This window comes from Heliophilum fasciatum, assembly GCF_004341395.1.
GTDB lineage: Bacteria > Bacillota > Desulfitobacteriia > Heliobacteriales > Heliobacteriaceae > Heliophilum > Heliophilum fasciatum.
Genome location: NZ_SLXT01000021.1, coordinates 28,314 through 55,154, shown reverse-complemented (window position 1 = coordinate 55,154; position 26,841 = coordinate 28,314). Strand labels below are relative to the sequence as shown.

The following is a 26,841-nucleotide window of genomic DNA, read 5'->3' as shown; positions in this document are numbered from 1 at the left end:
TTTTTCCCTTCCGTATTTCCTATGGCCATTATATACAGCAGGTTCCGGACAGGCAATGTCGTCAGCTTTTGGGCATTTTGCGTTAGCTAAAACAGGATTGACCTCCTGCGGAATGATCAATAAGGAGAGATATTCAGGAAAACTTTCGAGTTCCTTCTCTTGTATGAGTTTATGGGCACGGCGAATACGGAGGTAGATGATCGCTCCATATACAACGGTAAGTGCAATTCCGAGAAGAACTCCCGCAATAATCCCGAAGAATCCTTTTATACGAACCGCAAATTCCCAGCCGAAGGTGGCCACGAAATAGTGAAAAAAAGAGCCTGCGCCATTATCAAAGAATAACATTGCAGAAAACCTCCTTAAAAGGTTATGAATCTTTTTTTCGAGTTCCAAGGCTTTCGTATAGACGATCCAAATAGTCGTACAAGTCTTGTTTTTTATCTTCGGGAAGAGCATCGTGGCGTCCGATGTCAGCGAGTGTTTTCATTAAGCGAGGATGATCCTCAAGCACCCGACGTGCAGCGACCGGTACCTTTCCAAACCTTGAGAATAATAAATCTTCATCAATCGCGTAGTAGGAAGCCATTTGCCGAATGAGATGATCACTGGGAACTTTTTGGCCTCGCTCAATTTCTGAAAGATAGGTGGCACTTACCTTTAGATCCTGCCCGACTCGGGTAAGAGACAGTTCCTTTTGTGCACGTAATTCTTTGAGATACTCGCCCACGTCCATGTTTCGGGACACTTTTTCAATTCGTTCTTCACGACTCTCATTCATGTATAACCATATCCAGTTGGAGCCTCCGTCCATTCTTGTAGCCTAACGTTAAGCAGATAAGCATATACGCTTGTAGGCAATAACACGTTGTGTGATTAGTGTTCCTAAACAACTTGAAATCAAACGGGAAGGAGCCTTGGATCATGAAGGAAGCCGAGGTAAAGCAGCTTGATCAAATGGCGTTACGATACGCGGAGTCAAAGGATGAAAGCTATTTCAATCGCCTCTTTGAAAAAGTAAAGCCTTCGATCCAAAAAGAAGCAAGAGATCGGGAGCGGCGTTATCAAATGCCAGCGAGTGACGTTGAAAGCGTCTATTCTCAAGCGTTATGGAACGCGGCACGGAATTTTAACGGAGAAACCAATATTTTGCAGAGGTTGACCTATTTTTCCGAGCCTGCAATGGCCAGTACGTTACGCTATCATTTAGCAAAAAAACGCAATCCCAGCCGAACAATTTCGTTAGACCAAATTCTTGATGAAGAAGACGGCAATCACAAGGAGTTCCTGCCGAGTTTGGAGCCATTCGAGCAATCGGTGATTGAAGAAATGGACATAAAAAAAATACTCGATGGTTATGCCAAAACCAACGAGCATTATGGAGCCATCATTCGCTTGTTATATGCGGATCGCCCAAAAAATGAGATCGCACGCACCGTATTTGGTACGAACAAATACGATGCCCGTTGCCGAAAGGGGGTGCAACGAGCAAAACAACATTTTAGAGCATATCTTCAAGGTATTTCACAAACGGGCGGGTTTGCGCTTGAAGAATGGTCTCCACAAACGATTTTTAAGAGTAAAAAACAACACAATTATGGAGGATGAAGAAACATGGGTGTAATCACAGCGAAAGGTAAAGATGCCAAGGAATCTGTCAACAAGAGAAACTCCGCGATCGATTTCAAGAAGGTGTTTATCCGATTGAAAGACGGCGACTCGGTGCGTGTTCGTTTACTGTCGCCCGAAGATTACGTGGAATATCGTGCCCACGGTCTGTATCAGCAAGGCATCTACACGCAGCCGTGCATTGAACCGGCGGGGCAAAAATGTGCCCACTGTGAGGCGGCAAAGGCCGGTGTGGAAGAGTTTGAGTCACTTCGTGCTCGTAAACGCTACCTCTTTGCTATGGCTGATATCGATGAAGGGATGGTGCGTATCTTTGATGCTAGCCAAGGACAAGCCCACGGATTGATCCAGACGATCGAGCAATATCAAGAAGACCTCGCTGAACTGGCCTTTGTGTTCAAACGAACCGGAACCAAAGTAGACACAACGTTCACGCTCAATCCGATCATTAAACTGAAACCCGATGACCGGGAAAAGTTTAACCGCTTTGACAAGGGTGCGGTGGAAGATGAAATTTATGAGGCTGTCCTTCAACCGCGTACCCGGCAGCAGCAGATTGAGGAATTAGAGAAGGCCGGGTTTCCCGTTGAGCGATGCTTTACGAATGAACTGCCGGATGCAGGTGTAACACCGATTGACGAATCGACGGAAGAACTGCCGTTCTAATGATCAATCCAAAACTGCAACTGGAGGGATTAAGGGAACCAACGCTACCCAACGCATTGGATCGTGTGTGGGAAGCCCAACACAAGAAGGAAATGGCGAAGCGTGAACCGACGTGGGATGAAGTGTGGGTCACCGGTTGGACAAGTTACACCGGCACCTTCAAGAAAGCCATCTTTCAAACGGGGCTTACTGATCTCGATAAACAACGGCTCAAGACGGTTAAAGCTGCGATTGATGCTGGCGAGATCGGCGTGGGTGTTGAAAGTTTGCGGAAGTTCACGAAAGCCCACGCACTACGGTTATGGCGTGAGTTACAGGATCTTCGCAAGCATACGGTACTCAAAGATATGGTTGCCAAAACCCCCGCAAATTATCGCCTCATTCAAACGGGAGAACAGTTAGCCCAATTGGTCACAGATCTTGCACAGGAAACCATCGTGGCTTTCGATACCGAAACCACTGGGCTTGATGTCTACAATGACGTGATTGTTGGGATGTCGCTGACGCTTCCCAAGGCCGATTTCCACGTGTATATCCCGGTAGCCCATAAGGTCGGGCAGCAACTTGATCGAACCACGGTCTTGAAACGGCTCGAACCGTGCTTGAGCAGCCCCGCCATTGGCAAAGTGCTTCATAACGCCAAGTACGACATCCACATGTTGCTACGCCACAACGTGCGGATGCGCGGCTTGGCTCATGATACCCGCGTGGCGATGGCGCTGCTCAACGAGAACGAACCGTCGTACGCCCTCAAGAATCTGGCGACCAAGTATGGAAAATTCTTCGGCTTCCACGATACGAGTCACACCTTTGAAGACCTGTTTGGCAAAACCCGCTTTGACGATGTTCCCTTAGATGTTGCCCTGGTCTACGCCGCCAAGGACACGCACCTCACTTGGAAACTGTATCAGTGGCAACGGGAGCACCTGAACCGGTTATCGAAGTTGGACGGGCTGTATCGTGATCTGGAGAATCCGCTGATTGACGTTTGTGTCGATATGGAACAGACCGGCTTCCTGATTGATCGGCAATATGCCGGGGTCTATGGCGAAGAACTACGGCAAGAAATCACCAAGCTTCAACAATCGCTTCACGACCATTTCGGTGAGCTGAATTTTAACTCTCCCATTCAGTTGGCTCGGAAATTCTATGATGAACTGCAATTACCGGAAGTCAACGGGCGATCGACGGATATGAAAACGCTGAAGGCACTGCGCGACAAACATCCGGGGATTGAGGTGCTCTTGCGTTATCGTGAACTCTCCAAGCTACTCAGCACCTACGTGGAAGCACTGCCGGAACAGATGAAATCGGACGGTCGCATCCACGGTTCCTTCAATCAAGTGGCCACGGTGACCGGACGATTCTCCAGCAATGAGCCGAATCTGCAGAATCTGCCCACGAAGGCGCGAAAGCTGATTGTGGCACCACCCGGCAAGCTGTTGGTGGGTAGCGACTTTTCGCAAATCGAGCCACGGGTTCTGGCGCACATCAGCGGCGATCCCCATCTGCAAGAACCGTACCTACGGGGTCAGGACTTGTATTCGACGCTGGCAAGCCGGGTGTTCAAGGTTCCGATGGAGGACTGCGGTGATGGGTCGAAGTACCGAAAGATGATGAAGGTCGGGCTTCTTGCGGTGATGTACGGGACGAGTATGCACACGCTGTCGAGCCAGCTTGGTATCACGGAAGAAGCAGCGCAGCAGTTCATTCGGGACTTCTTTCAGACGTATCCGCGAGTGCATTCCTTCATTAAAAGCACCCACGAGTTCGTGAAGGAAAACGAGTACGTAGAGACGCTTTACGGTCGCAAGCGTCGATTCCCCGGTCATCGGCAAAAAGCCAAGGTCTATGATCGGACGGTCGCTGAGATTTGCAAACTGCTCGGTGTCGATGAATTGCCTGTGGACTTCTGGCAGAACAAAGCGATCCCTCGCGAGTTGAAAAATCAATTCCGCGATGTGAAGCGCGACGTGGAATCGGCTCGGCGACAAAGCGTCAATGCCGTTATCCAAGGCACCGCTGCCGACATCATGAAACGAGCCATGTTGAACCTGCATCGATATTGCACAACGAAAGGGTGGGCGCTGTGCGGTACGGTTCACGATGAAGCGTTGATGATTGTCGACGCATCGATTACCGCGCAGGAAGTGGCCGAAATGGAGCACTGCATGACCTGCGCCGCCCAACTGGATATTCCCTTAAAAGTGGACACCGACTTGATGACCCGATGGGGAGAAGGCATTACAAAAAAGGAGTGGTTCGTATCGGCAGCTTAGTTAGTCGCACCGGAGCCAAGGAACTGCGTGATGAAGTGGTCTCATGGAAAAGCGAACGGAGCCGTGAAGTAACAACAGCGATTCTTGACCATTTTGACGCCATTCATTCCCTTGACGTGGAGAATGATATCGAACTCGAACGCTACTTTCTCCAGGATGAACTGGATGGACTCGATCCCAATCGCCAGGGCGTTCACTTTCAGCCGGGTGTAACGACATTCTCGCCTTCGTCGGCCTATAAATGTGAACGTGAACTCTATTATAAAGCAACTCGCACTCCAAAGTCGATGGAGGATCGTTTCCCGTATCAGCGTAGATGGGCCAGAAATGGAACCGCTGTCCATGCGGCTGTCCAAAGGGACTTGCTGTATGCCGAGAAATATCTGAAACATCCGCGATTCAAAGTTCGCCGATTGCCAAACGGAAGTCCGGCGTGGGAGCGGAATATCCGTCAGGTACGCTTGTTTGATGAAGCGAATGTCCCGTTTCAGATTCACGGCATGATGGACGGGATTCTCACGTATCGCGATGGCAGTTCCATCGGTCTGGAGTTCAAGACAAAGTCCACGACAATTGCAACAGTAGGCAGCTATCGCATGAAAGACGCACAGGACGATCACAAGTTGCAGTGCGTGGCGTATTCGCTCTTGTTCGATCTGGACGAGTTTCTCATCGTGTATGAATCGCTGGCCAAAGACAGTTGGATGAAAGGGGGTGATGCGAAGCCGGATATGCGAGCGTTTTACTTACACGTGACTGATGAAGACCGGAGCCAACTGATCGACAAGTTTGCTCGGGTGGCGTCGATGGTTAAAGCGCGAAAGATTCCTCCCGCCGATCCGACGAAGTGCATCTTTTGCCCGTACAAACCACGCTGTCAATCGAACGCAGCGGAGGCGGCGTAATGGCGCGAACGAACTATCAGCGCGGCTATGAGATTGAACGGAAGATCGTCCATGAATTGACGGGGCGAGGCTATTTGGTGCTTCGCTCCGCCGGTTCCCACTCCAAAATTGATGTGCTTGGCATCAAAAAAGAACGCATTGTCGCGGTGCAATCAAAACGCACCAAGCGGTTCTCGATGTCCAGCTATCAAAAGGAGATCGCGGAGATTAAAGCGTTAATCAACGACTACAATTTCGGCGATGTGATGGACTTCGAACTGTGGGTTTGGATTGACCGGCAGGGATTTCGTAAGTGGAAAGTTACCGCCGACAGTGTGCAGGAGGTAGCATCATGACCACAGTGCGTATCGGTGGCGTCCATGACCTTAATACATCCGATACCGACGGCATCGCGTACAGCATCTTTTTTCAAGGATGTAATCGCTGCTGCGAAGGATGCCACAACCCGGCACTACAGTCCTTCCATGATGGCATCGAAATCGAAGTCGCAACGATTCTTGCTTCCATCGAGGAACATCTGCACATCTATGATGCCGCGGCCTTCCTTGGTGGAGAACCGTTAGAACAGCCGGAAGCACTGCAAGAACTGTTGATCGGCGTGAAAGCCCTTGGTTTAGAAACCTGGCTGTACACCGGTTATCAACTGGACCAAGTTCCAAGTGAGATCGCGACCTACTGCGACGTCATCGTTGCCGGGGAATACGATCAGGAGTTACAAACTGGAGGGTTCCCTGCGAGTTCCAATCAAATCGTATTCGATAAACGGAGGAAAGCAGCTTGAATTTAGCACTTACTTTTGAAGCGGAATTTGATCGCCTGTATCAGAAGTTTGCCAAAGACCCTCTCGGTATCAAGCAGTTAGAACTCGAAGGGATTAGCCCCAACAAGATTGACGTGGGTCAAATGTCCCACGATTACTTCACCAAGCGCCTTGCTGATGTTAGCGTCGATCAGAATGCTAATTCCAACGAGGAGATGTCGGCCAACAACTATCAAGCGGAGATTACCAAAGGGATTCTCAAGTTGGAGGGCTACTATCTGTTGTGGCGCTACGCGAAGAAACGCTTCGGATTTCGCAGAGCTAACCAGTTGATTACCGCGATTTGGCGAGGGGAGTTGTACTTCCACGACAGTTCCGGCCACGGTATTCAAGTGCCGTACTGCTTCGCCTTCTCCACCGCCAACCTGATGGTGGACGGTCGCCCCTACGGCCAGTTGCACAGCTTGCCGCCGAAACGATCCGATAGCTTTGTCGCGCAAGTCACTGAGGTCGTAATGGATCTCAGTCAGGAGTTTGCGGGGGCCGTCGCGCCGGGAGACCTCATTGTCAATCTGGCGTGGTATCTCCAAAAGGAAGGTCGTGATCCCGAGGAAACAGAGGACCGCGCCTACATCCAAAACCTGTGGCAGAAGTTTGTTCACGTCGCAAACAACAAGTTCAGAATTTCAGGGCAATCGCCGTTTTCTAACGTATCCATCTTTGACCGTGAGAACCTGAAGAAGCTGTTTTCCGAGTACCGCTACCCCGACGGCACAGCCATCGACGTCGAGTATGTGATGGCCGTACAGAAGGTAATCGCTGCCTTCTTCGCAGAAGGCGATCCCAAGACGGGACTGCCGTATCGCTTCCCGGTCATGACGGTCAATCTTTCCGTCGATGAAAACCGTCAACCGGTCGACCATGATTTCCTCAATTTCATCAGCGCGATTAATGTGAAGCTCGGATCGCAGAACATCTACGCTAACGAAGGTTCGAAGATCGCAATGTGTCCGTTAGCAAAAGATGAAGAAGTGATTATTCGGAATTTCAAAGGATTATTTAAGGTCAAAATCGGTTCACTCGGAAGGAAAGAGAAGCAAACCTATGAGTTATTGCATCAGGGAAGATTTGTAAAAGGTCGATTTATTGAAGTTCAGAGTAAAGATTTTTATGAAATAACGTTATCAAACGGTCATAAGGTCACAGTTACAGATAATCATTTGAACGTAACCCAACGAGGTACGCTGAAGACAAAAGACCTTGTTGTAGGAGACACCCTTCCATTCAACCTAATTCCATACGAAGGGAACGGTGGCTCTTATGACCTCGGATACTTGGTTGGGGCTTATCTTGGGGACGGATGCATTAGCAACGGAACAGCCATCTTTTCATTGAACAACACTACAAAAATGAATGTATTTAACAAGTTACAAACATTCATTTCCGAGGAATTAGGCGGAACCGTTCACTTCCAAGATAAAGGGAATGTATTAAACCTGACGACTCGCTCATCGACGGTAAAGGCATTGATTCGGGAATTTGTCATCGGAGACGGTGCCAAGAACAAAGGCATTAATAGCCGAGCATTACAAAAGAGCATTCCGTTCAGAGAAGGTCTACTCGACGGGTATCTTGCCACGGATGGTGGAGCAAAAGAACGCATCTACACGACCTCAAAACGTATGGTTGCCGATTTATCTGCGGTCGCAGCAAGTCTTGGGCGTGTTACGAATGTGAAGTTGGAGGATAATCGGTCCACTGGATACGGAGACTCAACCGTCTATTGTGTGAAGCTGTACGACTCAGTTGGTCTGACAACAAGAAGTTACAGAGGCGTATGGGAAAAGGATTCAAATGGGCATCAAGTTTGGTTTTATATTACCGATATCCAGCCAGTCCTGAAAGAAAAAGTAGAAAAGGCGTATTGTTTTGAAGTTGATACTGAAGAACACACATTCCAACTTGCCAATGGGTTAATCACGCATAACTGTCGCTTTGTAAATGATACCGAGCGAATGACGTATCGCGCCGACAGCTTTGGTAACGGCGGTCTTAACATCGGCGCCCACAGAGTTGTCACCATCAACTTCCCGCGAATCGCGTTAGAAGCCCATGATCGAAAGCACTTCTTTGCGCTGTTGGATCGCCGGTTGAAGATGGCGAGGGATCTACTGTTGGTGCACCGTGAAGAAATCCTGCGCCGCCGCGTCGATCAAGGATTTCTCAAGTTCTTCAAGCCGCTGCACTGGTTCTCCTTGGATATGCTGTTCTCCACGATCGGCATCCACGGCCAGTATGAGATGTGTCATTTTCTTGGACTGGATATGGAAACACAAGAAGGACAAGCATTCACCGAAGAAGTCCTGAAGCGCACTGAGGAATATGCCGTTGCTTTCAGTAAAGAAACCGGTCATTCCTTCAACACCGAAGAAATCCCTGCGGAGAGCACGGCAATCACGCTGGCCAAAAAGGACCGGCTGGTCTTTGGCGACAAGCAGCCCTTTGAACTCTACTCGAACCAGTACATCCCGTTGATCGCCGATATGGGAAGCATCGATCGCATCAAGCTGACCGGGCGCTTTATGAAACACGTCAGCGGCGGCGGCATCTTGCACCTCAATGTTCAAGAGCGAATCACCGACCCTGCCATCATGAAGAAGCTGATTCTCCTGTCGTTGGCTGAGGGCGTAGAACACTTCGCGATCAACTACGGCTTTGGAATTTGTGCACAGGGGCACACGTCGATTGTCGGAAATGGCACGACCTGTCCCATCTGCGGAGAACCGATTGTCGATCACCTCACGCGAGTGATCGGCTACTTCACGAAGGTTTCTTCTTGGGGCGATGTGCGTAAGAACTATGAGTACCCGAAACGTCAGTTCAACAACGTGGCCTAGAAAGGAGCACCGCATGAAAGTTCTAATCAACCGTCTGCATCCGGGTGCCATTCTTCCCGAACAGCAAACTAAGTCTTCCAGCGGCTTTGACCTCTACGCGCTAGACGTTGTTAGCCCCGGTAATGTTAGCGATCCCTACAATGATTCGTTCGAAACGATCGAATTACGCCCCGGTCAGAGGGTACTCGTTCGCACCGGTATCGCCATTCAGGTGCCGTCCACGATGGAAGCGCAAGTTCGCCCACGTAGCGGCCTGGCGTTGAAGCACGGTCTTACTGTGCTGAACAGTCCCGGCACGATCGATGCCGACTATACCGGCGATATTGGCGTGATTCTCATTAACCTCGGGGATAAGCCTGTCGACATATCTAAGGGTGACCGTGTGGCTCAACTGGTCTTTAAGTATGTACATCATGAAATTGAGTTTTTGCAGGTAAAGCGGCTATCGTTTACCCAGCGCAGCAACGGCGGATTCGGACATACAGGAAGGGGTTAAATCATGAGTAACGAGATGGCCATTTTGTACTTGTTGAGAGATGAGTTTCTTTCTGCCGAAGAACGATGCCGGAATCTGTTGTTGAATGGAGGCGATACTCGAAGTCTGCAAAGCAAAGCGGATACGTTAGCGTGGGCAGCGAAGCGAGTTCAGTATGCCATCGATGCCAAGCAGTACTACAAAGACGCCTCTTAAATGAAAGGAGACATCGCTTTTGCAAAAATTCACCATCGACATTGATCAAATCGCCTGGAGTTCTCGCGTCTGCCTTGACCCTGAGCGCATCCCCGATATCCGCAAGATTGAACACTTCATTAATGAGAACTTCGTCAATGAAGGCGATCAGGTTCGCCAGTACGGTCGCGTCATCGTACTGCGCTCCACCGATAAAGGCCGCAAAGCCAGCGCCTTCGCCTCTGCGTTGTACCTTGGGCGCTACGATGATATGGGGAACACCGAGCGCTTCCTTCATGGCATGGTCAGGGCCGGTCATTCCTACGAGCCGATCCGTGGCGAGAGCGTGAGCTTCCTGTTTATCGGCGTAGGCAAACCGACCTACGATCATCTCGTGACCTACACACTCCGTAACCGCCGTATCGCCGGTGGCTTCCGCGCCAACAAGCCCTGGGGCTACGTTATCCCAACGGAAGCTCACGACACCTTGGCCTACAGCAAGATGATGGAAGCACAGTTGGCCCGCTGCGAACAACTGCGGCAGGAATCGAACGAACCGCTACAAGCCATCCGATCGCTGTACCCGATGGGCGTGATGATGCCGCCGTTCATGCTGGACTTCTCGGAGGAAGCGTTGGCGAAGCATGTGTTCAAACAGCGGCTTTGGGAGCGCGGCACACAGGGGGAGACGTGGCAGATCGTAAATGCCATGTTCGAAGCTGTCCGCCAACTCGATCCGGAGAAGTGGGAAACCCTGCGGGAACACCATGCTCACAGCGATGACCACCGCCGAGCCATGTTCAAGCTGCGGGAACAGCGGCCCACACTGCGGCAACTGTTGGCCCAGTTTGGCCCGCTTAACGGCGACCTGGGGGATACGGACGTCTATGATTTGCTGATGGGCACAATGGGCAAACGTGCGAAGACGATGTGGGAGAAGGCCAGCTAACTCCACTTGAACCAGCGGGGATACAGAGATAAGCTAACATCCACCGTTTTTAATGAAGGAGAGATGGCCATGATTACGATCCCGAAAGCTGTCAAGGAGATGCTTGAACAGGTTCGCCTTTCCGGAAAAACCAACATGCTGGACACACACGCAGTGCAACGAGTGGCCTACGATATGGAGTTCTATCGCTTGGTGCTCTGGATTGAGGAACATCGCGAAGATTACTTTCAAGGTTGCTTAGAGGGCTTTCAAGTAGTGGAAGACAAGGAGGAACGCGATTGACGAACTTACCGCTCAACACTGTACTTACCGGTGATTCCCTTGACGTGCTCAAGACGATGCCGGATAACTCCATCGACGCTTGCGTAACCGACCCGCCTTACGGCCTATCGAAAGAACCAAACATCCGCGAAGTGCTCACGAAATGGATGACCGGTGAGGACTACGCGCATCGAGCGAAAGGCTTCATGGGCAAGACGTGGGACTCCTTCGTACCCGGCCCCGCGATCTGGACAGAAGTGTTTCGCGTACTGAAACCCGGAGGGCACATCTTGTGCTTCTCCGGGACTCGCACACAGGATTTAATGACCATTGCGCTGCGTATGGGAGGCTTCGAGATTCGCGATGTAATCGAGTGGCTTTACGTCAGCGGCTTTCCTAAGAGCATGGACATTAGCAAAGCCTTCGATAAGAAAGCCGGTGTCGAGCGTCACATCATCGGCCAGCGCGAAGTCGTCGACATCAGAAACGGCCACGGTCGCGAGTATGGTTCAGCGATGTTCGCGGGGGAGAAGACCGGCAAGATTGTTCACTTCATCAGTGAGCCTACGACTGAACTTGCCAAGCAGTGGGACGGCTGGGGTTCATCGATCAAGCCCGCACATGAGCCGGTAATTATGGCGAGGAAACCGCTGATCGGCACCATCTGCGATACGGTCGAGCAGTACGGCACCGGCGCGATCAATATCCGCGATTGCCGGATTCCGTTTGCCAACGATAACGAACGGAAGAAGCTACGCCATAGTCCGGTTGAAAATCAGGGTAACAGTTGGAAGAACTCCAGCGAGGTTATCGGCTACATGACGCCGGACGGCCTACCGCCAGTGGAGGGACGTTTCCCCGCCAACTGCGTAACCACCGATGCCGACCAGTGGTTCAGCCCGTACTTCAACATCACGCCACAGGAGCTATCGAAGAAGTCCAGCAAAAAAGACCGCAATTCCGACTGGCAGGGCAACGTCATCAACTTGGAAGAACGTCGCACCTATCCCGGAAGCGGTCGTGGCGTCATCAACAGTCCTTACACAATGGACGGCAAGGAGCGTAAGCCCGTGAAAAGCCGCAACCACCACCCGACCGTAAAGCCGGTAGACCTGATGGCGTGGCTGATCAAACTGGTCACACCGCCAGGAGGCACGGTACTCGATCCCTTCGGTGGAAGCGGTAGCACCGCAGTGGCAGCGAGGAAGCACGGCTTCAACTATATCCTGATTGAGCGTGAGGAAGAGTACGCCGAAGTCGCAAGGGCAAGAGCCAGTTAAGGAGGCACAGTATGGGAAAAGTTATCGACTATCGCACCCTACTGGCCCAAGCGGAAGGGGAAGCGCGGCTGTTCGTTATCTACGTCAACAACATGATTAACCTGCAAAAGACCCACCGCTTCACACATCAGGAACTTGATTATTACCAGCATCTAAATAATCGACTGGAACTGCTCCACCGTTGGCTAATCATTGATCAACAGCGAAAAGAAAGGACTGCTGCATAAATGACAGGAATGAAGATTGCTTTGACAGGAAAGATGCGTGCTGGAAAAGACACCGCTGCCGATTACCTCGTGAACTACCTTGGCTTCAAACGCTTTGCACTGGGCGACGGCATCCGCGATCTCTGTAGCCAGCTGTTCCCCGGCGCAGACGCTAACGGCAAACCGCGCACACTGTACCAGAACGTAGGGGAGGCTATGCGGAAGATCGAGTCTGATGTGTGGATCAATCATTTACTGCGCCGCATTGATGAAGAAACCCGCCATGATGACAACATCGTGGTCACCGACATTCGCCAGTGGGACGAGTATTTTTCCATGATGGATAACGGCTTCCTCATCGGTCGCGTCAACGCATCGGAGATTACGCGCATCCGCCGCATGAAAGCGCTGGGCGATCAGGTCAACGTGAACCGCATCCGCCATAAGACCGAGAAGGTCGTGGACAAGTTGTTCGTCGACTTTGAAATTGAGAACGAAGGCTCCGTGAAGGAGATGTATCGCCAGATGGATCAAGTGCTCATCAATCTGACAAAGAAGGTGGCGTAACTGGGCAAAGTTGTTGATTTGGCAACCCGGCAGCGTCGACTGGAGGACGCGTACCCATTGGACAAAGATTACGGCATCTACGCCATGCTGATCCATCTGCATCACGTTAGGGAATCACGCTACACCCGTGGCGATTACGACGCCAGCGTATTGCTGCTGGACTTAGCGCAGTCCATCCGCGAAGCCCAGTTGACCAAGCGGCAGCGGCAGGCGTTATACCTCGTGTTCCTTCGTGATTTTACGCAGAGGGACGCAGCGCACTGGCTGAACATTTCGCAGCAAGCCGTGAGTGATCATGTACGGACTGCAATCCAGCGGATTGCCGAGGTGAGTGAACATAAGGAGGTGGCGTGATGTCCGCAGATTCCCATGATTACAAAGATTCATTTCGCAAAGCGGTCACACAGTTGGTATCGCAGGATATGCCGGTTCCTTGGCGTGTGAAAGCCGTTGACGATCTGATTGAGGCGTATGTGGCGCAGGTTGGCGAAGTGCCCGATGGGCAACAGTTGGAGCGATTGGCGAATTATTTACTGCGAGACTCGGTGAATCAGCCGGATAAAGTGAGCCGTACTGAGTACCCAGCGTTGAACGAAGGGCAGTGGAAGCTGAGGTGCCGTCGCGAGATGTCGTCGGAACATGTGGGCGTGATGGCTACTTGCAGTAAGGATCGGATGCGGAAGAAGCGGTATTACTGTGAGTCGGCGTGACTGAGGCACTGTGGCTCATCGCTCTTTGATAACTGCATCGTTGGGAGCTTCGTTAGGCAACGGAGGTCTGACTGCTTCTTCGAGTAATTTTATTTGGTTGTCATAACACCATAATTACACGAAGTTAATGATTATTATTCTGTTGTTGAAACTCAGCCATTAAAGAACCCGAGGTTAAGGAATATCGCTGTGGTCGCTATGCTGTTGTTACGGAAGGTTAGGTAACAAGCCGCCCTCCGATGGTTGACGCTATGAAGTTGATGGGGCAGCGGGGTTCAAATACGCTGTCCCTTGGCGTCGGCCAGTGGTGGCCGCAGTGAGAGTATCGCTCTGTGGGGCGGGGAAGTCAATGATGTTGCGATAATAGCGGCTACCAAATGAAAAACCGCCTCAATCGAGGCGGCGTGAAATTCAGGTGATTACTCTTTATCGGTTTTTTCCAGCATACGCACAACCAACGCAGCGGTTTCCGCGCGGCTGATGTTCTTATTGGGCAGCAATATCGCGTTGGCTCCTTTTACGATGCCATACTTGATGCAGAGAGTCGCAGCGGTTCTCTTCCAGTCTAAATTATCATTGTTCAAGTAATTCAGGAGGCCAGCAATATACTTGGTTTCTACCGCCTTGTTTTGCCTTGTACAGAGCTTGGTCAGCTAACGCTAATCCTAACTCAGGTTGTCTATTTGGAACTAATTCGGCAACCCCTAAACTAATTGTTACATGATTTGAAATTAGGGAGCCTTTATGCTCAATTTTTGAATCTTCGATTTCTTTTCTTATTCTCTCTGCAATAATAGCGGCATGATGAATGTTTGTTTTTGGTAGAATTATCGTAAATTCTTCACCTCCGTATCTTGCTACAACCTCAGATTCATTGCGAATATTCTGCTTGAGGATTGTAGCAATTTTCTTTAGACAATTATCTCCCTCAAGATGACCGTATGTATCATTATATGCCTTGAAATAATCGATATCTACCATGATGGCCGACAAATGTGTATTAGTTTGTGTAGCTGTACTAATAGCTTTATCGAGATAATTATCCAGATATCTACGATTTGTAACACCTGTTAAACCATCAAGTGAAGACAACAATATCAACTCTTGGTTAGCATATTCTAATTCGCGATGCGTTTGATGTAGTGTTTTTTGTAATGGACGAAAAATAACATAGTGTTCTGAACCAAGAACTAATAAAGTTGCTAAAAGCAAGATTATTTCGGCTATTTCTAACTCCTTGGTCTTTGATTCACTCTCTTTTTGAAAATCACTAACTTTTAGATTTAGTGCTTGTATAAGTTCTCCTTTGGTTAGCAAAAGAATTTGATTAATTTGTGGATTTTTAATATCAATCTCAGTATTTGGGGTATCAATTAAATTGTTTGTTGTCTCGTAAAATGAGAGTAGATTTTGCTCCAAATTATACGGAATACTAATTGTGTATTGAGTTAAGAAAGCATGATTAGAGTTCATTAGCGCGATTGTTTCTTTTAAATCGGCCTTTATTGAATCCTTCTTATCAGAATTACTGTACCCCAATTCTTGTGCTAATATAGCAACTTTCTGAGACAACATTCTTTGTTTTCCGCTCATGTTAATCAAAAGTGCATAATGACTGCTCATGTTTATTTGATATGATTTTATAGCAAAACTAATACATATCGTGCTTATAATTATTATTAGTGCTAATAGGTATTTTTGTTTTAATAGTTTAATAGGAAAATTATCTTGAGGGATCATTTCTCTCACTCCTCTAGTGCACTTAGTGTTTGATTGTGAAAATATATTCATTGGTCAACTCTTTTTTAGGTTTATTTTTTACAAAAATTATTCGTCAATGAATGATAAACTCCTTTAATTCCAAGTGATATCTATTAATAATTATGGCTAACTCAATTAATGACCGGCAGCGACAGTCCTTCGGCAACGGAGGGCTGTTGTTGCTTTATTAGCGTAATCTCCGCCCCTCCGCCGAAAACCGCCCCACACGTTGCCCGTTAACGCTGCTGAAATCTCGCCCTAAACTGTTTCCCCTAGCAGCGCCACAGCATCGAACCTGCGCCATCCTGTGGCCACACGTGCCAACTGGCTAAGATTGGGCGATAACCGCAGTCATTAAATGAAAAACCGCCTCAAGCGAGGCGGTGTGAAAATCAGGTGATTACTCTTTATCGGTTTTGCCCAAGGAGGATTCACCTTCAAAGGAAATCGATTTAGTCATATTGTAGATGAAATATTTCTACGTCTATAAATACTTGATATTAGCCCAAGTGACATCGCATTTAATAATAGTTGTGACCCACCATAACTTATAAATGGCAATCCGATCCCAGTGATCGGAACAAATCCAAGGTTCATTAATATATTCCACATATATTGGACAGCAAAAATACTTATAAATCCATTGATCATCAATTTAGCATAATTGTTTTTGGCTACACCTATAACTTTTAAAAGTCGAACATGAAATATGATAATCAATGCAATTAAAACTATAGAAACTACCCATCCAAAAGTATGCAATATGTAAGTGAAAACAAAATCTGTATGAATTCCTGCACCTTGTGATGTACCTATTGAAAACACGAATACAGAGAATCCCTGTATTTTGTACATGATCACAAAGGCTAGGATAGTCAGAGAATAAAATCCAAATATTGAAAGATAGTTCAAAACCCCTGCCCCAGTTACAATCATTAGCGTGATACAAGCAACAAACATTATCATTGACGAAGAAAAAGAACCTGATGATATGATTAAAGCTACTGGTATTATACATAATGCCAGACCTTGTAACGCACTAACTTTTTCACTCCAATTCCAATTTTTAAATATACCTGCCAAAGCAACAGCAAACAACATTGGGCTGATTTCTACTACGTCGATAGAAATGCCAGCTATGCTAAAGTAAGATTTGCCGTTTACCTGTGAGCCAAAAATAATTGTTAAAAATAAAATGGAACTAATGCCCCAATAAATATGTCTTGAATAAGGTTCAAGTTTTCTATAATCAAATAAATAAAAACCAGTAACCATTAACATCCCAATGACCATAAATATTAAACTTCTGGTAAAGATCGAAGTAACAGGAAGTATTCCTTGTCGCTCAATTAAATACATAGAAAATATGCTAATGATTAAAAAAATTAAGCTTAATGATAAAATAGACCATTCCGGCTTAGGCTTATGGATTTCATTTAATTTTTTTCCTAAACTCTGAAAACTCCCCATTTGGAGAATTGCCTTGTCGACGGCTTGCTCCTCTGATAAACCATCAGATAAAAGTTCCTCAATCAATTCTTCAAGATGGCCCTTTAATTCTAATTTTATTTCTTGGTGAACTTCACGGAATTTAATTTGTGAACATACCTTTTCTATGTACTCGTCTATTTTAACATCTCTTACTGTGCCCATGTCTACACCTCCCCCGTTAAGACCCTATCAACGGTTGACCTAAATGTTTCCCATTCCTGTAGTTTTTCTATTAATAATCGCTTTCCTTTATCGGTAATTCGATAATATTTCCTTTGTCTAGTACCTTCATTCCCCCACCAGTAAGACACTATCATGCCTTCGGCTTCTAAGGAATGTAAAATAGGGTATAGAGTTCCTTCTTTGAATTGAAAAACTCCGTTCGATTTATTTTCAATTTTTTTTATCATTTGATACCCATACAAAGATTCACATTCAAGCAAGCTTAAGACTAAGATAACGGTACTACCTTTTAACAATTCTTTATTTATCCTCACTTATAATCTCCCTCCTTGTATACATAGTTTACCTATGCATAGTATAGCTATACATAAATGATTAGTCAAGCCACCATCGTTAGCCACCGTGCCTCCGTAACGGGGAAGCAGCGTAACCACTGCGGCCATCGCTGCCACCGTGCCTCCACAACCGGGAACCACCGTAACCACCGCCGCCCCCGCTAACCACCGTAACAACTGTGCCCACGGTCATAACGCTTCCGGCAATCGTCGAAAACCGCCCTACACGTGCCCCGTTAACGCCAGTCAAATCGCAACGTAGACCGTTTCCCCCACGATAACCACAGCATCAAACGTCGCCCATCGTGTGCTTTCACGTGCCATCTGGTGAATGTTAGGCGATAACTGCGCTGCAAATAGCGGGGGAGAGGCGTAACCACTGCTGACTACTGTGCCCCACGACAGGGAACCACAGCTACTACTGCCGCCATCATTAACCCACTATGCCCACGCCTCCACAACCGGGAACCACCGCAACCCCCCGCCGCCCCCGCTACCCACTGTGTCTCCGCGATGGGGGAGCAGCGTTGCCGATCGTTAGCCCACCGTGTTTCCTCGACGAGGAACCCCCGCTACCACTGCGGCCACCGTAGCCACCGTGCCCCGCGACAGGGAAGCACCGCTACTACTGTGCGACCGGGAATCTCCGCGACCCACGTTAACCCCGCGCAGGACAGCATTGTTAAAAAATTTTAACAAACACGCAAAAAGACCAGGACGTTCATCCTGGCCTTCGTGTTTACTCGATATTCATCTGTTTTGAAACTTCATAGGAGTCACATTAGGCGTCACTAACACCATAACCCCTACGTTCACACTGTAAAAGCCCGATATGATTATGGTCGGGGCGACAGGACTTGAACCTGCGGCCTCTTGGTCCCGAACCAAGGGTGGGGAGGAATACATGGCCTGATACTTGATGTCTAGATCGTCGGAAAGCCCGGTGTTATAAGGTTTGGGGTGTTCGGACGATCTGCTCTGACTGAGAATGCTATAGAAATTGCTACAGAAAACCCGGCAGATTGCTACAGTAACTGCTACAGTGCTGTAGCAATTTTTCGCTTCTTTAATCAACTTCATGCTACCAAAACAGGGTAGAGTCGGAACAACGATTTTTTCCGGAACAGGCCTTCAAGGTTTTAACCTTGGAGGCTTTTGTATTGTCTCGCTCGATTGCGGTTGTCCTAGTCCCGCTGTCCCTTGGAGTCGGCCAGTGGTGGTCGCGGGGTGAGTATCGCTTTTGGTGGGGCAGGGAAGTCAACTGGTGAAAAATAATATTTTATTGATGATTTTCAAACTTGAGTTTGTATAATGCTAAGATATTATCATCTAATTTGAGTCTTTTGGTAGTTTCTATATATCCGTCTAGAATTTCTTCGTATAATTCATTTTCGACTTTAACTTTTTCCGCCGATGCCTTTTCCCATTCAGGACTGTTCTCTTCTAGTGTTTCTTCTAAATTAACCAACAATTCATATATATTTATAAGTATTATTAGATTTGGCCTTGCTAAGCCGAAGTTGGTCTTATTTAATGATTCAATAAATTTCTTGCGATCTAATAGTTCTGTTTTATTAGAGGTAAGAATAGGGAATCCTTTGCGATTGAAATTTGGAACGTATAGTTCTCTGAACTTTTCTTGTTTAACCAAGTATCCGAATAAAGGTGAATAAACATCGTTTAATCTTTTTTCGTATACCTCTTTGTTTTTCTCGTGAAAATACTTTTTCACGGAAATCCAGGCACCAATTAATGCAATAATAACACCTAGAGAGTTAATGATATTCATTGTTAACGATGACGTGGAATTATTGATTATTATCTGAGGCATAATTTCCATGAATATAATAACCCCTTTTTATGTTGCTGATAAAAGATTGAGAAAACTAGTTTTGTATTGCAGTGAGAATACCATCTTCAAAATACAAGTAACTATTAATTCCATATACCCACTGTTCACTTGTCCCATACGATGTTGTAGTCTTATTTACATGCTGTGGCTTTCCCCAACTTGATTCTAAAACTTCCGCTTTTGTCATGCCAATTCTTACACCACTTTTTGCCTTTTGAAGTTGTGGCCATTCTTCTTTTTTTAATATTTCATCGATAGAAGTGGAGATCTCAGCTGCATATTCGCCGTATTCATCAGAGGTAATATTTATTTTAGCTAGTTCAGATTTAAAATTATTTCTATCGACATGGCTGTATATTTTTTCGTCTTTAATGAGCTTAAAGACCTGAGATAACTTGTACATTCTATTGCTATCTTTGTAGCCAGGAATTTTATTAAAATAATCTACAGCTGCGTCATATTGTTTTTTTTCAAAATATCCTTTTGCTTTGATATATACTGATTCATAATTTACCTTTTTTCTCAATTCATCGATGTCCTTCTGGAATTCTTTTAAATCGCCATCTTTTATTTCTGATAGAACTGACAAAGCTAATTCGTTAGAATTAATTCTGTCGGTTTCGCTTAATTCGGAGTTATACATCTTCTGGACAAAAATGTTTGCGTTTGTAAATAAAATTAACTTTCTGCTATCTTTATAATAGCCACCTATTTCGTGTAAAATATTTCTAGCGGATTCATAATCGTGATTGCGGATTAGTACTAAGCTTTTTTGATATTTTTCTTCCTCGGGAGTTAAGGTAATTGGCTCACTTTGTGTTGAGCAAGCGACAGGGCCAAATGTCAAAAGTATTGATATAAAAAAATACATCAGCAATTTCTTGTTGGTTGATATATTGTTATTCACATATATCCCTCCGGTTCTCAATTATTTAAAGAATACATGGCTTAAAAGGGTTGTCAATAAATCCAAAACCATCACACCTTTCCATAATTTAAATCCTGATAATAAGAATAACCTTCGATGAAAGATTAATCAATATGCTTCTTGGTTTTAATGGAAAACATAGCATAACTACAATGACCACGCTGTTTTCTTTGCTATATATCACAGTCCCACACAATCTCCGCCCCCTCCGTCGAAAACCGCCCCACACGTGCCTCGTAACGCCTACTGAAATCTCGCCCTAAACTGTTTACCCCAGTAACCCCACGGCATTGAACCTGTGCCATCCTGTGACCACACGTGCCAACTGGCTAAGATTGGGCGATAATTGCGTGGGAGAGGGCTACGATGTTCCCTCGAATATTGAACAAAAGTTCGCGATTGGTTACACGAAATTTGCTGTAAAAGGCAGGATTTTAACAATTACTACAGAACATTATTATCCATAATAGGTATATCGTCATTGAAAAGGGAGGTATAAGCTATCGGGAAAAGAAACCTTTGGCCTAATGAACTTTCTTTCTAATGGGTTTATTTGGGGATTAAAGTAGTCTTAATTTTACGCAACAAGACAATAAATCAAGGAGGTAATTCGATGTCTGAAATAATTGAAAGAGGCGATGTTGAAAATTTCTCGAAGTGGATTATTCAAATGGTAAATAATATGAATGAATTCAACTTTGCTTTATGTTCGGGTTATAACGACTATACGTACATAAACGAAGTCATGGTATCAATACTTAAGGGCACAGGAGATTATTATGATGCTTTAACTACGGCTATTACCATCGATACAGTTTCAACTAGTACAGAGGGTGATTACATAAAAACAGGTTGCTCCTTTTTAATCTTAAACAAGATAAAAGAGGCTTTTGGTAGGGAAGGTAGTTTGTTATTCGTGCAATATGAAAAAAAAGAAGCATTTTGGCATAATTACGTCCTTCTTTTTGAAGATGAGTCACAGGCTAAAGAACGGCGAGAATTTTTAATAAAAGTAGAAATGGCTGGTATTGATAATATAATTGAAGAATTGACCCAGATTAAGAATCAGATAGGAATCGAAAATAATTTTTGATTATTAGAAATAGCTATTAATTTTGATTTCAAAAATTCCGGTAGTCCGCACTTCACAAAGATTTGATATTCAACGCTAAAAAGCCAGGACGTTCATCCTGGCCTTTATTGTTTGATTTCTTTTTCAATAACCAACACCCCCACGGCAAACACAGCATCAAACGTCGACCATCGTGTGCCCTCACGTACCATTCTGCCGATTATTAGGTGATAACTGTGTTGCAAATAGCGGGGGAGAGGTGTAACCATTGCCGCTATCGCTAACCACGGTACCTTCACGAAAATGCATACCCAATTTATCCGAAAAAATTAATACCCTCATACGCCCGGTATTAAGACACTGTAAACCGTAATTACTGATCTACTACGGATCTCCGTATATCCGTACGGAAACCCAGTTTGCATGGGTTTATATGGGGAGGTCAGTAAAGCTGACAATTAATAGAAGGCTGCTACTGGGTCAACCCTTTGGCTTATGTTTAAATTTGAGAAGAGGAAAAACACCTCCTTCCAAGAATATGTTATTGGATACTTCTTGAATCGGAGGTTTTTTTATGAATTTAAAATTGGTCTCGTTTTTACTTCTCAGTATTCTGATGTTGCCCGGCTGTAGTGATAAAGGAGATGCCCTTTCGAAGAGAGAGCGTCTAGAAATCGAAATGAACAAGGCCAAACAGAACGGTGACCAGGCACAATACCTTATCTTAAGAACTCTGTGGAAGCGTGAAGTGGCTGAAGAGTTGGACCAAAAGTATTAAACATTAGATGATCTAAAAGATAACGACGTGTTCTACTTATTAAGCATCGACAGAGACTAAGTATAAAGGCAATGGGTTGGTATAAAATGGGTCTACGCTGTAAAAACAATTAATATTGTATATATATTTGTCGTTTAAGGTAGATTTGGAAATTATATACCCTCAATAGCACACTATATATTTAGTAGCATAAAATACTCGTGTTTTACTACGACTGAGGATTGGGGGGGGGGCCATGTCGATATTTGACGGAAAGCCCATTGACGCTAATAAAAAAGAAGCTAACAAAATCATATTAAGTGCTTCAAGAATGACCGATATGCCTAAATATTATCCAAAAGATTTAATAGATGAAGTTGAGAAAAGATACGTCAAAGGTATGAATATTCATACTTTAGTTCTATGGACCAAGCATCCTAGAGCATTGTTAGCTAACCCGTTGTTAGAATACTTAGAGAAACTAAAAAAACGAAATATACCATTGTATATTCAGTTAACTATTACCGGATTAGGTGAAATGATACTAGGAACAAAGAAAGATGGAAAACCACTAGTTCTTGAACCCAATAGCCCTCCGTATATTGATTCTTTAGATGCTATACCAAGTCTAATACAATTAGTAGAAAACCCGCAAAGAATTAGATTGAGGATAGATCCTATAGTAAGAATCATTGATTTTAACCAAAAAATATTTAATAGTCTTTTTCTGTTTGAAAATATCGTAGAAAAAGCTTCAGGATATGGAATAAAGCACTTCAGTTTTAGTTTTCTAGAGAATGGAATGCATAGAAAAGTAGATAAAAGGTTTAAAGACTTAGGATGTACTATCTACCCACCTTCTAATGATGAACGTGAAAAAACTAAAGTATGGCTAAAAAAGTTGGAAGATAAATATAACATTCTTATATCAGCATGTTGTGTACAAGGCTTTCCAGTGACAAGGTGTATTGACGGTGAGTTACTAAGCCAACTACATCCAGATAAGGAAGTTACATCATTACAACAACCCAAGAAAAGAGCTCTTTGTGGGTGTACGCATTCAATTGATATAGGTGGATGGCCCCCAAAAAAGTGCTATACCGGTTGTGACTATTGTTATGCAAATTCACAATATATAGATTAAAGGTGATATAAATGATTAATAAAAGAGTTTTAGAAAAGGTTGAAGGATGGCTAATCCACAATGGTGCATGGAAGCTTTCTCCTGAAATGAGGCATGTGTATCGTTCAGAGATTGAAACATATGATGATACTCAACTTACTTATAATGTAGCAATTAATGATATAAATGATGTTAAAGGTTTCTTCAAGAAATACTTTCCTAGACACTTTTTAAAAATACAGCATACGTTGCACGATATTTCATTAAAGGGCGAAGATTTATTAAGTAGAGGTTTTAGAACAATTACTATACTAGATATTGGGTGTGGTCCGGGTACGGCTTCTTTGGCCGCGTTGGACTATTATTTTCAAGTTATATCTGGCTTCGTGCTAACGGATCTCAATATAGCCTGGCCTTATAAAGTACCAATAGAATTTAGATTTTTACTTGTAGATAAAAATAACGACTGTTTAAGTCAGGCATCTAAGTTAATAAAAAATTACTTAGAATACATATCTTCCAAATACGGGGGTATTGAAAAATTTTTTAGCGTTAAACCGAAAATTATTACCATATGTGAGGAATATCCTGATGCAATTAGTGAAATTAATAAAGCAATAATAGACTTCGAAAATCCTCCAAAATTAATATTTTATAGTAACGTATTGGTTCCTTTATTAAATAGGTGGAAATGCGATGATGGTTCTTGGGGATACTGTGATTTCTGTAAAGATTACAAAACAAGAAACTGTGAATCTGCTAAAAAAGTAATTGCTAGCCATGAGTCAATATCAAATAATTTAAGAGAAGAATACTACCAAGTAATTATAATTCAAGAAAAAAATAATTGGGAATTCATAGATTCTATTCTACCCGAATCTGAATTGTATTCTGAAGTATGTAAGATGAAACAAAAAAATTATGATGATATTTATACATCTAAATACTTTACATCTAAATACGGAAGGGCCATATTTCATCACAATTCGTAAATCAAACAAGAATAAAATCCAAAAACTAATAGTGTTTTATTTATGTTATATTAAACAGTCCGGATTTATATAAAAAAATTAGTATAGTCCTGAATGATTTGCCCCGGTTAATGAAATATACATTAACGAAAAAATCGGACAAGGAAGGAAATCGACGGTTGGCCAAAGTTTTTTATGGGGATATTCTAAGGTTGATACTCAAGGTATAGCATTAAGAACATTCTTTACATCCAAAAATGATAATCTGTTATACCAAGTGAAACACCCCGTTCATTCTGTATAACACCCCGTTCATATTTTATATATAAAGATATGTATTGTATAACTGTAATAACTGATCTATTACTGTATATATACTGTAAGCAGCCCGTCCCCGACTTGTAAAGAATACTTCTAGGTCTATACTATAAGTGAGTAAGAGGGCAGGGGGCTTTATTGTTGAACCGTAGGCTGACCATACTGGACGGTCTTAAGGATGGCTTTCTGTGGCTGCTGTGGGCAATCAAGGACTTACCGTAGGCTTAACGTATAGGGCAGGATTTTTACCGGCATATGACATAAACACGGGCTGCATATCGCGGCCCTTTTTTTGTGCCTGTTTTATAGAAGGAAAAAATCAGAATTCCGAACGGGAGGTGATCAGAACATGGCAGAGAGAAAGGTTAAGAGTGGCAGAAATGGACGTGCTGCATTCGCTGTGGCCCCCGAGCAGGCGAAGGCAGCGGAACTTTTTGTGGGCAATGAACTGGACGGCAGGCTGACCATCGCTGAGATCGCGGAACAGGTTGGGGTAAGTGAACGGACAATTTACCGCTGGAAGCAAGACCCGGAATTCCTGGCCTATCAAAATTACCTTGCCGACCTCTTGATGGAGGATTTCATTACTGAAGCCTACGTGCGGCTACGTGGCCTAGTACGAGCCGATAACGAAAAGACCCAACTGAAAGCCCTTGAACTGCTGCTGAAGAACCGGGGCAAGCTAACAGACGTGAAGGAGATCACGGCAACCGTTGAGGATAACAGATCGGATGAAGCCCTGGCAGCGGAAATCGAAGAACTGAAAAAGGCCCTGGGTGAATAATCACGGCAGCTTCCCCTTTTCGGGCGGCTGCCCTTATTTTTTTTTCTTGGTGACTTATACATTCCCCAGTCCTTATCGTGATTGGCCCGGCCTGTTACAGCCTTGGTATGGATAATCACGGACTTGCTGCTGGCCCTGCCGTTGCAAGTTATCACTGGACCGAAGGCTTAAGTGCTTATTCGTTCTTCTTTAGAATATGCGATCAAATATGGTATAATAAAGACCGGAACCCTAATAAATTGGCCCCGTTATCTCCGGAATATTTGATCACATATTGATAACGTGGAAGGGTAGATGGCGTTTTATGATTGAACAATTCATAGCAGACTTGGAACAGCGGGGGAAAAGTCCATTAACGATCCAACAGTACAAAGCAACATGGCAGCGGTTCAGTAAATGGTTCGACCGTGAACGGGACGCGACGGAATCATGGAAAGCCGCACCCCCACCACACCCCCAGGGGGCACCCCGAGGGTTGGGGTTAGTGCTTCAATCGGACGTATCACGTTTCAAAAGGTGGGCTGGAAATCATTACAAACCCCGTACTGTGGCCCTGACCATAACTCAGCTACGGGTGATCTTTGAATTCTACGTCAAACGCGGCGATATACCGGACAACCCTGCCGCTGACGTGGAGAACGTGCCGACACCGGCCCAGAACATAAAGTGGCTGTCCCGCAATGAACAGAACATGCTGGTGCGTACCGTTCGACAACAGGGCAACCTGCGGGATCTGGCGTTGATAACAGTTTTCTTACATACGGGGCTGCGGGTGAATGAAGCGGTGAACGTGCGAATGTCTGATATAAGCCTGTCTGATCGTAAAGGACTCTTGATCGTTCGCAACGGTAAGGGGGGCAAGTACCGGGAGATTCCGTTAAATAACGATGTGCGGAAGGTGCTGGTGACGTACCTAGCGGAATTCCCACGGCAGGCCGATGACTACCTTTTCTTTACGAATAGATCGCCCCAAATGACCACAAGAGCAGCCCAGGTGATTATCAACAAGTACAAAGATATGACAGGGATTGATCATCTTACTTGCCATAGCCTGCGGCATACCTTCGGGCATGAACTGGCAAGCCGGAAGATTCCGTTGGACGTGGTGGCCCGGCTGATGGGGCACCAAAAGGCGAACGGCGATCCTTGTATAGCAACGACGATTATTTATACCCAGCCTGGCCCTGACGATCTGGCGACTGCGGTGAATGAACTAGAATGGACTTGATTTGTCTAAAAACATTTGTTGGCGATTAAGAGCTCTATACAAAATTATACAGAGAGGTGTAATATACTGGGGAATAATAAAATTATGAGGTGATACATTTGTGGCAGTTAAATCCCTGAACAAGTAAAAACCAGGAAATAAGAGAAAAATTTTTAAAATTTTATAAATCACTAGAAGGATTTTGCTTTCATGTGTAGAACGATATATCAAACATTTTTACAGGAAATAATTTGGCTAGTAATAAATTAATATTATTTGT

30 protein-coding genes are annotated in these 26,841 nt (G+C 45.2%); 22 read left to right on the top strand and 8 right to left on the bottom strand.

Going from position 1 to position 26,841, the window contains the following annotated elements:
• Together EDD73_RS11090 and EDD73_RS11085 are read right to left on the bottom strand one after the other, a co-directional pair.
• On the bottom strand, positions 1 to 348 hold a 348-nt coding region (locus EDD73_RS11090), incomplete at its 3' end, for a hypothetical protein (RefSeq protein WP_131919890.1).
• A gap of 22 nt (positions 349 to 370) precedes the next feature.
• Complete coding sequence (locus EDD73_RS11085) at positions 371 to 781, bottom strand: helix-turn-helix domain-containing protein (protein WP_165876471.1); 411 nt, start codon at positions 779 to 781, stop codon at positions 371 to 373.
• A 143-nt stretch (positions 782 to 924) separates the two neighbouring features.
• Here EDD73_RS11085 and EDD73_RS11080 point away from each other — a divergent pair, with 143 nt between their 5' ends.
• From EDD73_RS11080 to EDD73_RS11005, 16 genes are all read left to right on the top strand, one after another.
• Complete coding sequence (locus EDD73_RS11080) at positions 925 to 1,608, top strand: hypothetical protein (RefSeq protein WP_131919886.1); 684 nt, start codon at positions 925 to 927, stop codon at positions 1,606 to 1,608.
• A 6-nt stretch (positions 1,609 to 1,614) separates the two neighbouring features.
• Positions 1,615 to 2,295 carry a hypothetical protein gene (locus EDD73_RS11075; protein ID WP_131919884.1) on the top strand — a complete coding sequence of 227 codons (681 nt, stop codon included), beginning with the start codon at positions 1,615 to 1,617 and terminating at the stop codon, positions 2,293 to 2,295.
• A complete protein-coding gene (locus EDD73_RS11070; protein ID WP_131919882.1) occupies positions 2,295 to 4,574 on the top strand; it encodes a DNA polymerase in 2,280 nt (759 codons plus the stop codon). Before EDD73_RS11075 ends, EDD73_RS11070 begins: the two co-directional genes overlap by 1 nt.
• Positions 4,553 to 5,479 carry a PD-(D/E)XK nuclease family protein gene (locus tag EDD73_RS11065; protein ID WP_243116895.1) on the top strand — a complete coding sequence of 309 codons (927 nt, stop codon included), beginning with the start codon at positions 4,553 to 4,555 and terminating at the stop codon, positions 5,477 to 5,479. Before EDD73_RS11070 ends, EDD73_RS11065 begins: the two co-directional genes overlap by 22 nt.
• On the top strand, positions 5,479 to 5,814 hold the full coding sequence (locus EDD73_RS11060) for a PDDEXK family nuclease (RefSeq protein WP_131919878.1): 336 nt from the start codon (positions 5,479 to 5,481) through the stop codon (positions 5,812 to 5,814). The genes EDD73_RS11065 and EDD73_RS11060 overlap by 1 nt, the downstream gene beginning before the upstream one ends.
• Complete coding sequence (locus EDD73_RS11055) at positions 5,811 to 6,260, top strand: 4Fe-4S single cluster domain-containing protein (protein WP_131919876.1); 450 nt, start codon at positions 5,811 to 5,813, stop codon at positions 6,258 to 6,260. Before EDD73_RS11060 ends, EDD73_RS11055 begins: the two co-directional genes overlap by 4 nt.
• Entirely contained in the window at positions 6,257 to 9,136 is a 2,880-nt protein-coding gene (nrdD, locus tag EDD73_RS11050) for an anaerobic ribonucleoside-triphosphate reductase (RefSeq protein ID WP_131919874.1), read from the top strand. The genes EDD73_RS11055 and nrdD overlap by 4 nt, the downstream gene beginning before the upstream one ends.
• Positions 9,137 to 9,149: 13 nt before the next feature.
• Positions 9,150 to 9,632, top strand: coding sequence for a dUTP diphosphatase (gene dut, locus EDD73_RS11045; RefSeq protein ID WP_131919872.1), 483 nt, complete (start codon positions 9,150 to 9,152; stop codon positions 9,630 to 9,632).
• A gap of 3 nt (positions 9,633 to 9,635) precedes the next feature.
• Positions 9,636 to 9,827: a hypothetical protein gene (locus EDD73_RS11040; RefSeq protein WP_131919870.1), complete on the top strand. Its 192-nt coding sequence runs from the start codon at positions 9,636 to 9,638 to the stop codon at positions 9,825 to 9,827.
• 19 nt (positions 9,828 to 9,846) lie between these two features.
• Complete coding sequence (locus tag EDD73_RS11035) at positions 9,847 to 10,755, top strand: FAD-dependent thymidylate synthase (protein ID WP_131919868.1); 909 nt, start codon at positions 9,847 to 9,849, stop codon at positions 10,753 to 10,755.
• Between the two features lie 69 nt (positions 10,756 to 10,824).
• A complete protein-coding gene (locus EDD73_RS11030; protein ID WP_243116894.1) occupies positions 10,825 to 11,037 on the top strand; it encodes a DUF5049 domain-containing protein in 213 nt (70 codons plus the stop codon).
• Complete coding sequence (locus EDD73_RS11025) at positions 11,034 to 12,296, top strand: DNA-methyltransferase (protein WP_131919866.1); 1,263 nt, start codon at positions 11,034 to 11,036, stop codon at positions 12,294 to 12,296. The genes EDD73_RS11030 and EDD73_RS11025 overlap by 4 nt, the downstream gene beginning before the upstream one ends.
• 11 nt (positions 12,297 to 12,307) lie before the next feature.
• A complete protein-coding gene (locus EDD73_RS11020; RefSeq protein ID WP_131919864.1) occupies positions 12,308 to 12,523 on the top strand; it encodes a hypothetical protein in 216 nt (71 codons plus the stop codon).
• Entirely contained in the window at positions 12,524 to 13,069 is a 546-nt protein-coding gene (locus EDD73_RS11015; RefSeq protein ID WP_131919862.1) for an AAA family ATPase, read from the top strand.
• A 57-nt stretch (positions 13,070 to 13,126) separates the two neighbouring features.
• A complete protein-coding gene (locus EDD73_RS11010; protein ID WP_243116893.1) occupies positions 13,127 to 13,423 on the top strand; it encodes a sigma factor-like helix-turn-helix DNA-binding protein in 297 nt (98 codons plus the stop codon).
• Positions 13,423 to 13,779, top strand: a complete 357-nt coding sequence (locus EDD73_RS11005; RefSeq protein WP_207668872.1) for a hypothetical protein — start codon at positions 13,423 to 13,425, stop codon at positions 13,777 to 13,779. Before EDD73_RS11010 ends, EDD73_RS11005 begins: the two co-directional genes overlap by 1 nt.
• Before the next feature lie 573 nt (positions 13,780 to 14,352).
• On the opposite strand, the gene EDD73_RS11000 is transcribed toward EDD73_RS11005, so the two are convergent.
• From EDD73_RS11000 to EDD73_RS10980, 6 genes are all read right to left on the bottom strand, one after another.
• Positions 14,353 to 15,519 carry a diguanylate cyclase gene (locus EDD73_RS11000; RefSeq protein ID WP_165876470.1) on the bottom strand — a complete coding sequence of 389 codons (1,167 nt, stop codon included), beginning with the start codon at positions 15,517 to 15,519 and terminating at the stop codon, positions 14,353 to 14,355.
• Positions 15,520 to 15,996: 477 nt separating this feature from the next.
• Positions 15,997 to 17,193, bottom strand: a complete 1,197-nt coding sequence (locus EDD73_RS10995; RefSeq protein WP_131919858.1) for an FtsW/RodA/SpoVE family cell cycle protein — start codon at positions 17,191 to 17,193, stop codon at positions 15,997 to 15,999.
• Positions 17,194 to 17,195: 2 nt separating this feature from the next.
• Positions 17,196 to 17,528: a PadR family transcriptional regulator gene (locus EDD73_RS10990; protein ID WP_131919856.1), complete on the bottom strand. Its 333-nt coding sequence runs from the start codon at positions 17,526 to 17,528 to the stop codon at positions 17,196 to 17,198.
• A gap of 79 nt (positions 17,529 to 17,607) precedes the next feature.
• Positions 17,608 to 17,736 carry a hypothetical protein gene (locus EDD73_RS15475; protein ID WP_264672929.1) on the bottom strand — a complete coding sequence of 43 codons (129 nt, stop codon included), beginning with the start codon at positions 17,734 to 17,736 and terminating at the stop codon, positions 17,608 to 17,610.
• A gap of 1,092 nt (positions 17,737 to 18,828) precedes the next feature.
• Positions 18,829 to 19,389 carry a hypothetical protein gene (locus EDD73_RS10985; protein ID WP_131919854.1) on the bottom strand — a complete coding sequence of 187 codons (561 nt, stop codon included), beginning with the start codon at positions 19,387 to 19,389 and terminating at the stop codon, positions 18,829 to 18,831.
• Positions 19,390 to 19,435: 46 nt separating this feature from the next.
• Positions 19,436 to 20,308: a hypothetical protein gene (locus EDD73_RS10980; RefSeq protein WP_131919852.1), complete on the bottom strand. Its 873-nt coding sequence runs from the start codon at positions 20,306 to 20,308 to the stop codon at positions 19,436 to 19,438.
• A gap of 634 nt (positions 20,309 to 20,942) precedes the next feature.
• Here EDD73_RS10980 and EDD73_RS10975 point away from each other — a divergent pair.
• From EDD73_RS10975 to EDD73_RS10950, 6 genes are all read left to right on the top strand, one after another.
• The gene (locus tag EDD73_RS10975) at positions 20,943 to 21,422 is read left to right on the top strand and encodes a hypothetical protein (RefSeq protein ID WP_131919850.1); all 480 of its coding nucleotides are present in this window, start codon (positions 20,943 to 20,945) and stop codon (positions 21,420 to 21,422) included.
• A gap of 553 nt (positions 21,423 to 21,975) precedes the next feature.
• A complete protein-coding gene (locus EDD73_RS10970; protein ID WP_131919848.1) occupies positions 21,976 to 22,179 on the top strand; it encodes a hypothetical protein in 204 nt (67 codons plus the stop codon).
• 235 nt (positions 22,180 to 22,414) lie between these two features.
• Positions 22,415 to 23,302, top strand: coding sequence for a DUF1848 family protein (locus EDD73_RS10965; RefSeq protein ID WP_131919847.1), 888 nt, complete (start codon positions 22,415 to 22,417; stop codon positions 23,300 to 23,302).
• An 11-nt stretch (positions 23,303 to 23,313) separates the two neighbouring features.
• Positions 23,314 to 24,273: a hypothetical protein gene (locus EDD73_RS10960; protein ID WP_131919845.1), complete on the top strand. Its 960-nt coding sequence runs from the start codon at positions 23,314 to 23,316 to the stop codon at positions 24,271 to 24,273.
• 646 nt (positions 24,274 to 24,919) lie between these two features.
• Positions 24,920 to 25,354 carry a phBC6A51 family helix-turn-helix protein gene (locus tag EDD73_RS10955; protein WP_131919843.1) on the top strand — a complete coding sequence of 145 codons (435 nt, stop codon included), beginning with the start codon at positions 24,920 to 24,922 and terminating at the stop codon, positions 25,352 to 25,354.
• Between the two features lie 484 nt (positions 25,355 to 25,838).
• Positions 25,839 to 26,582 (top strand): tyrosine-type recombinase/integrase, encoded by a 744-nt coding sequence (locus EDD73_RS10950; RefSeq protein WP_243116897.1) that lies wholly within the window; start codon positions 25,839 to 25,841, stop codon positions 26,580 to 26,582.
• The last annotated feature ends 259 nt before the right edge of the window (positions 26,583 to 26,841 follow it).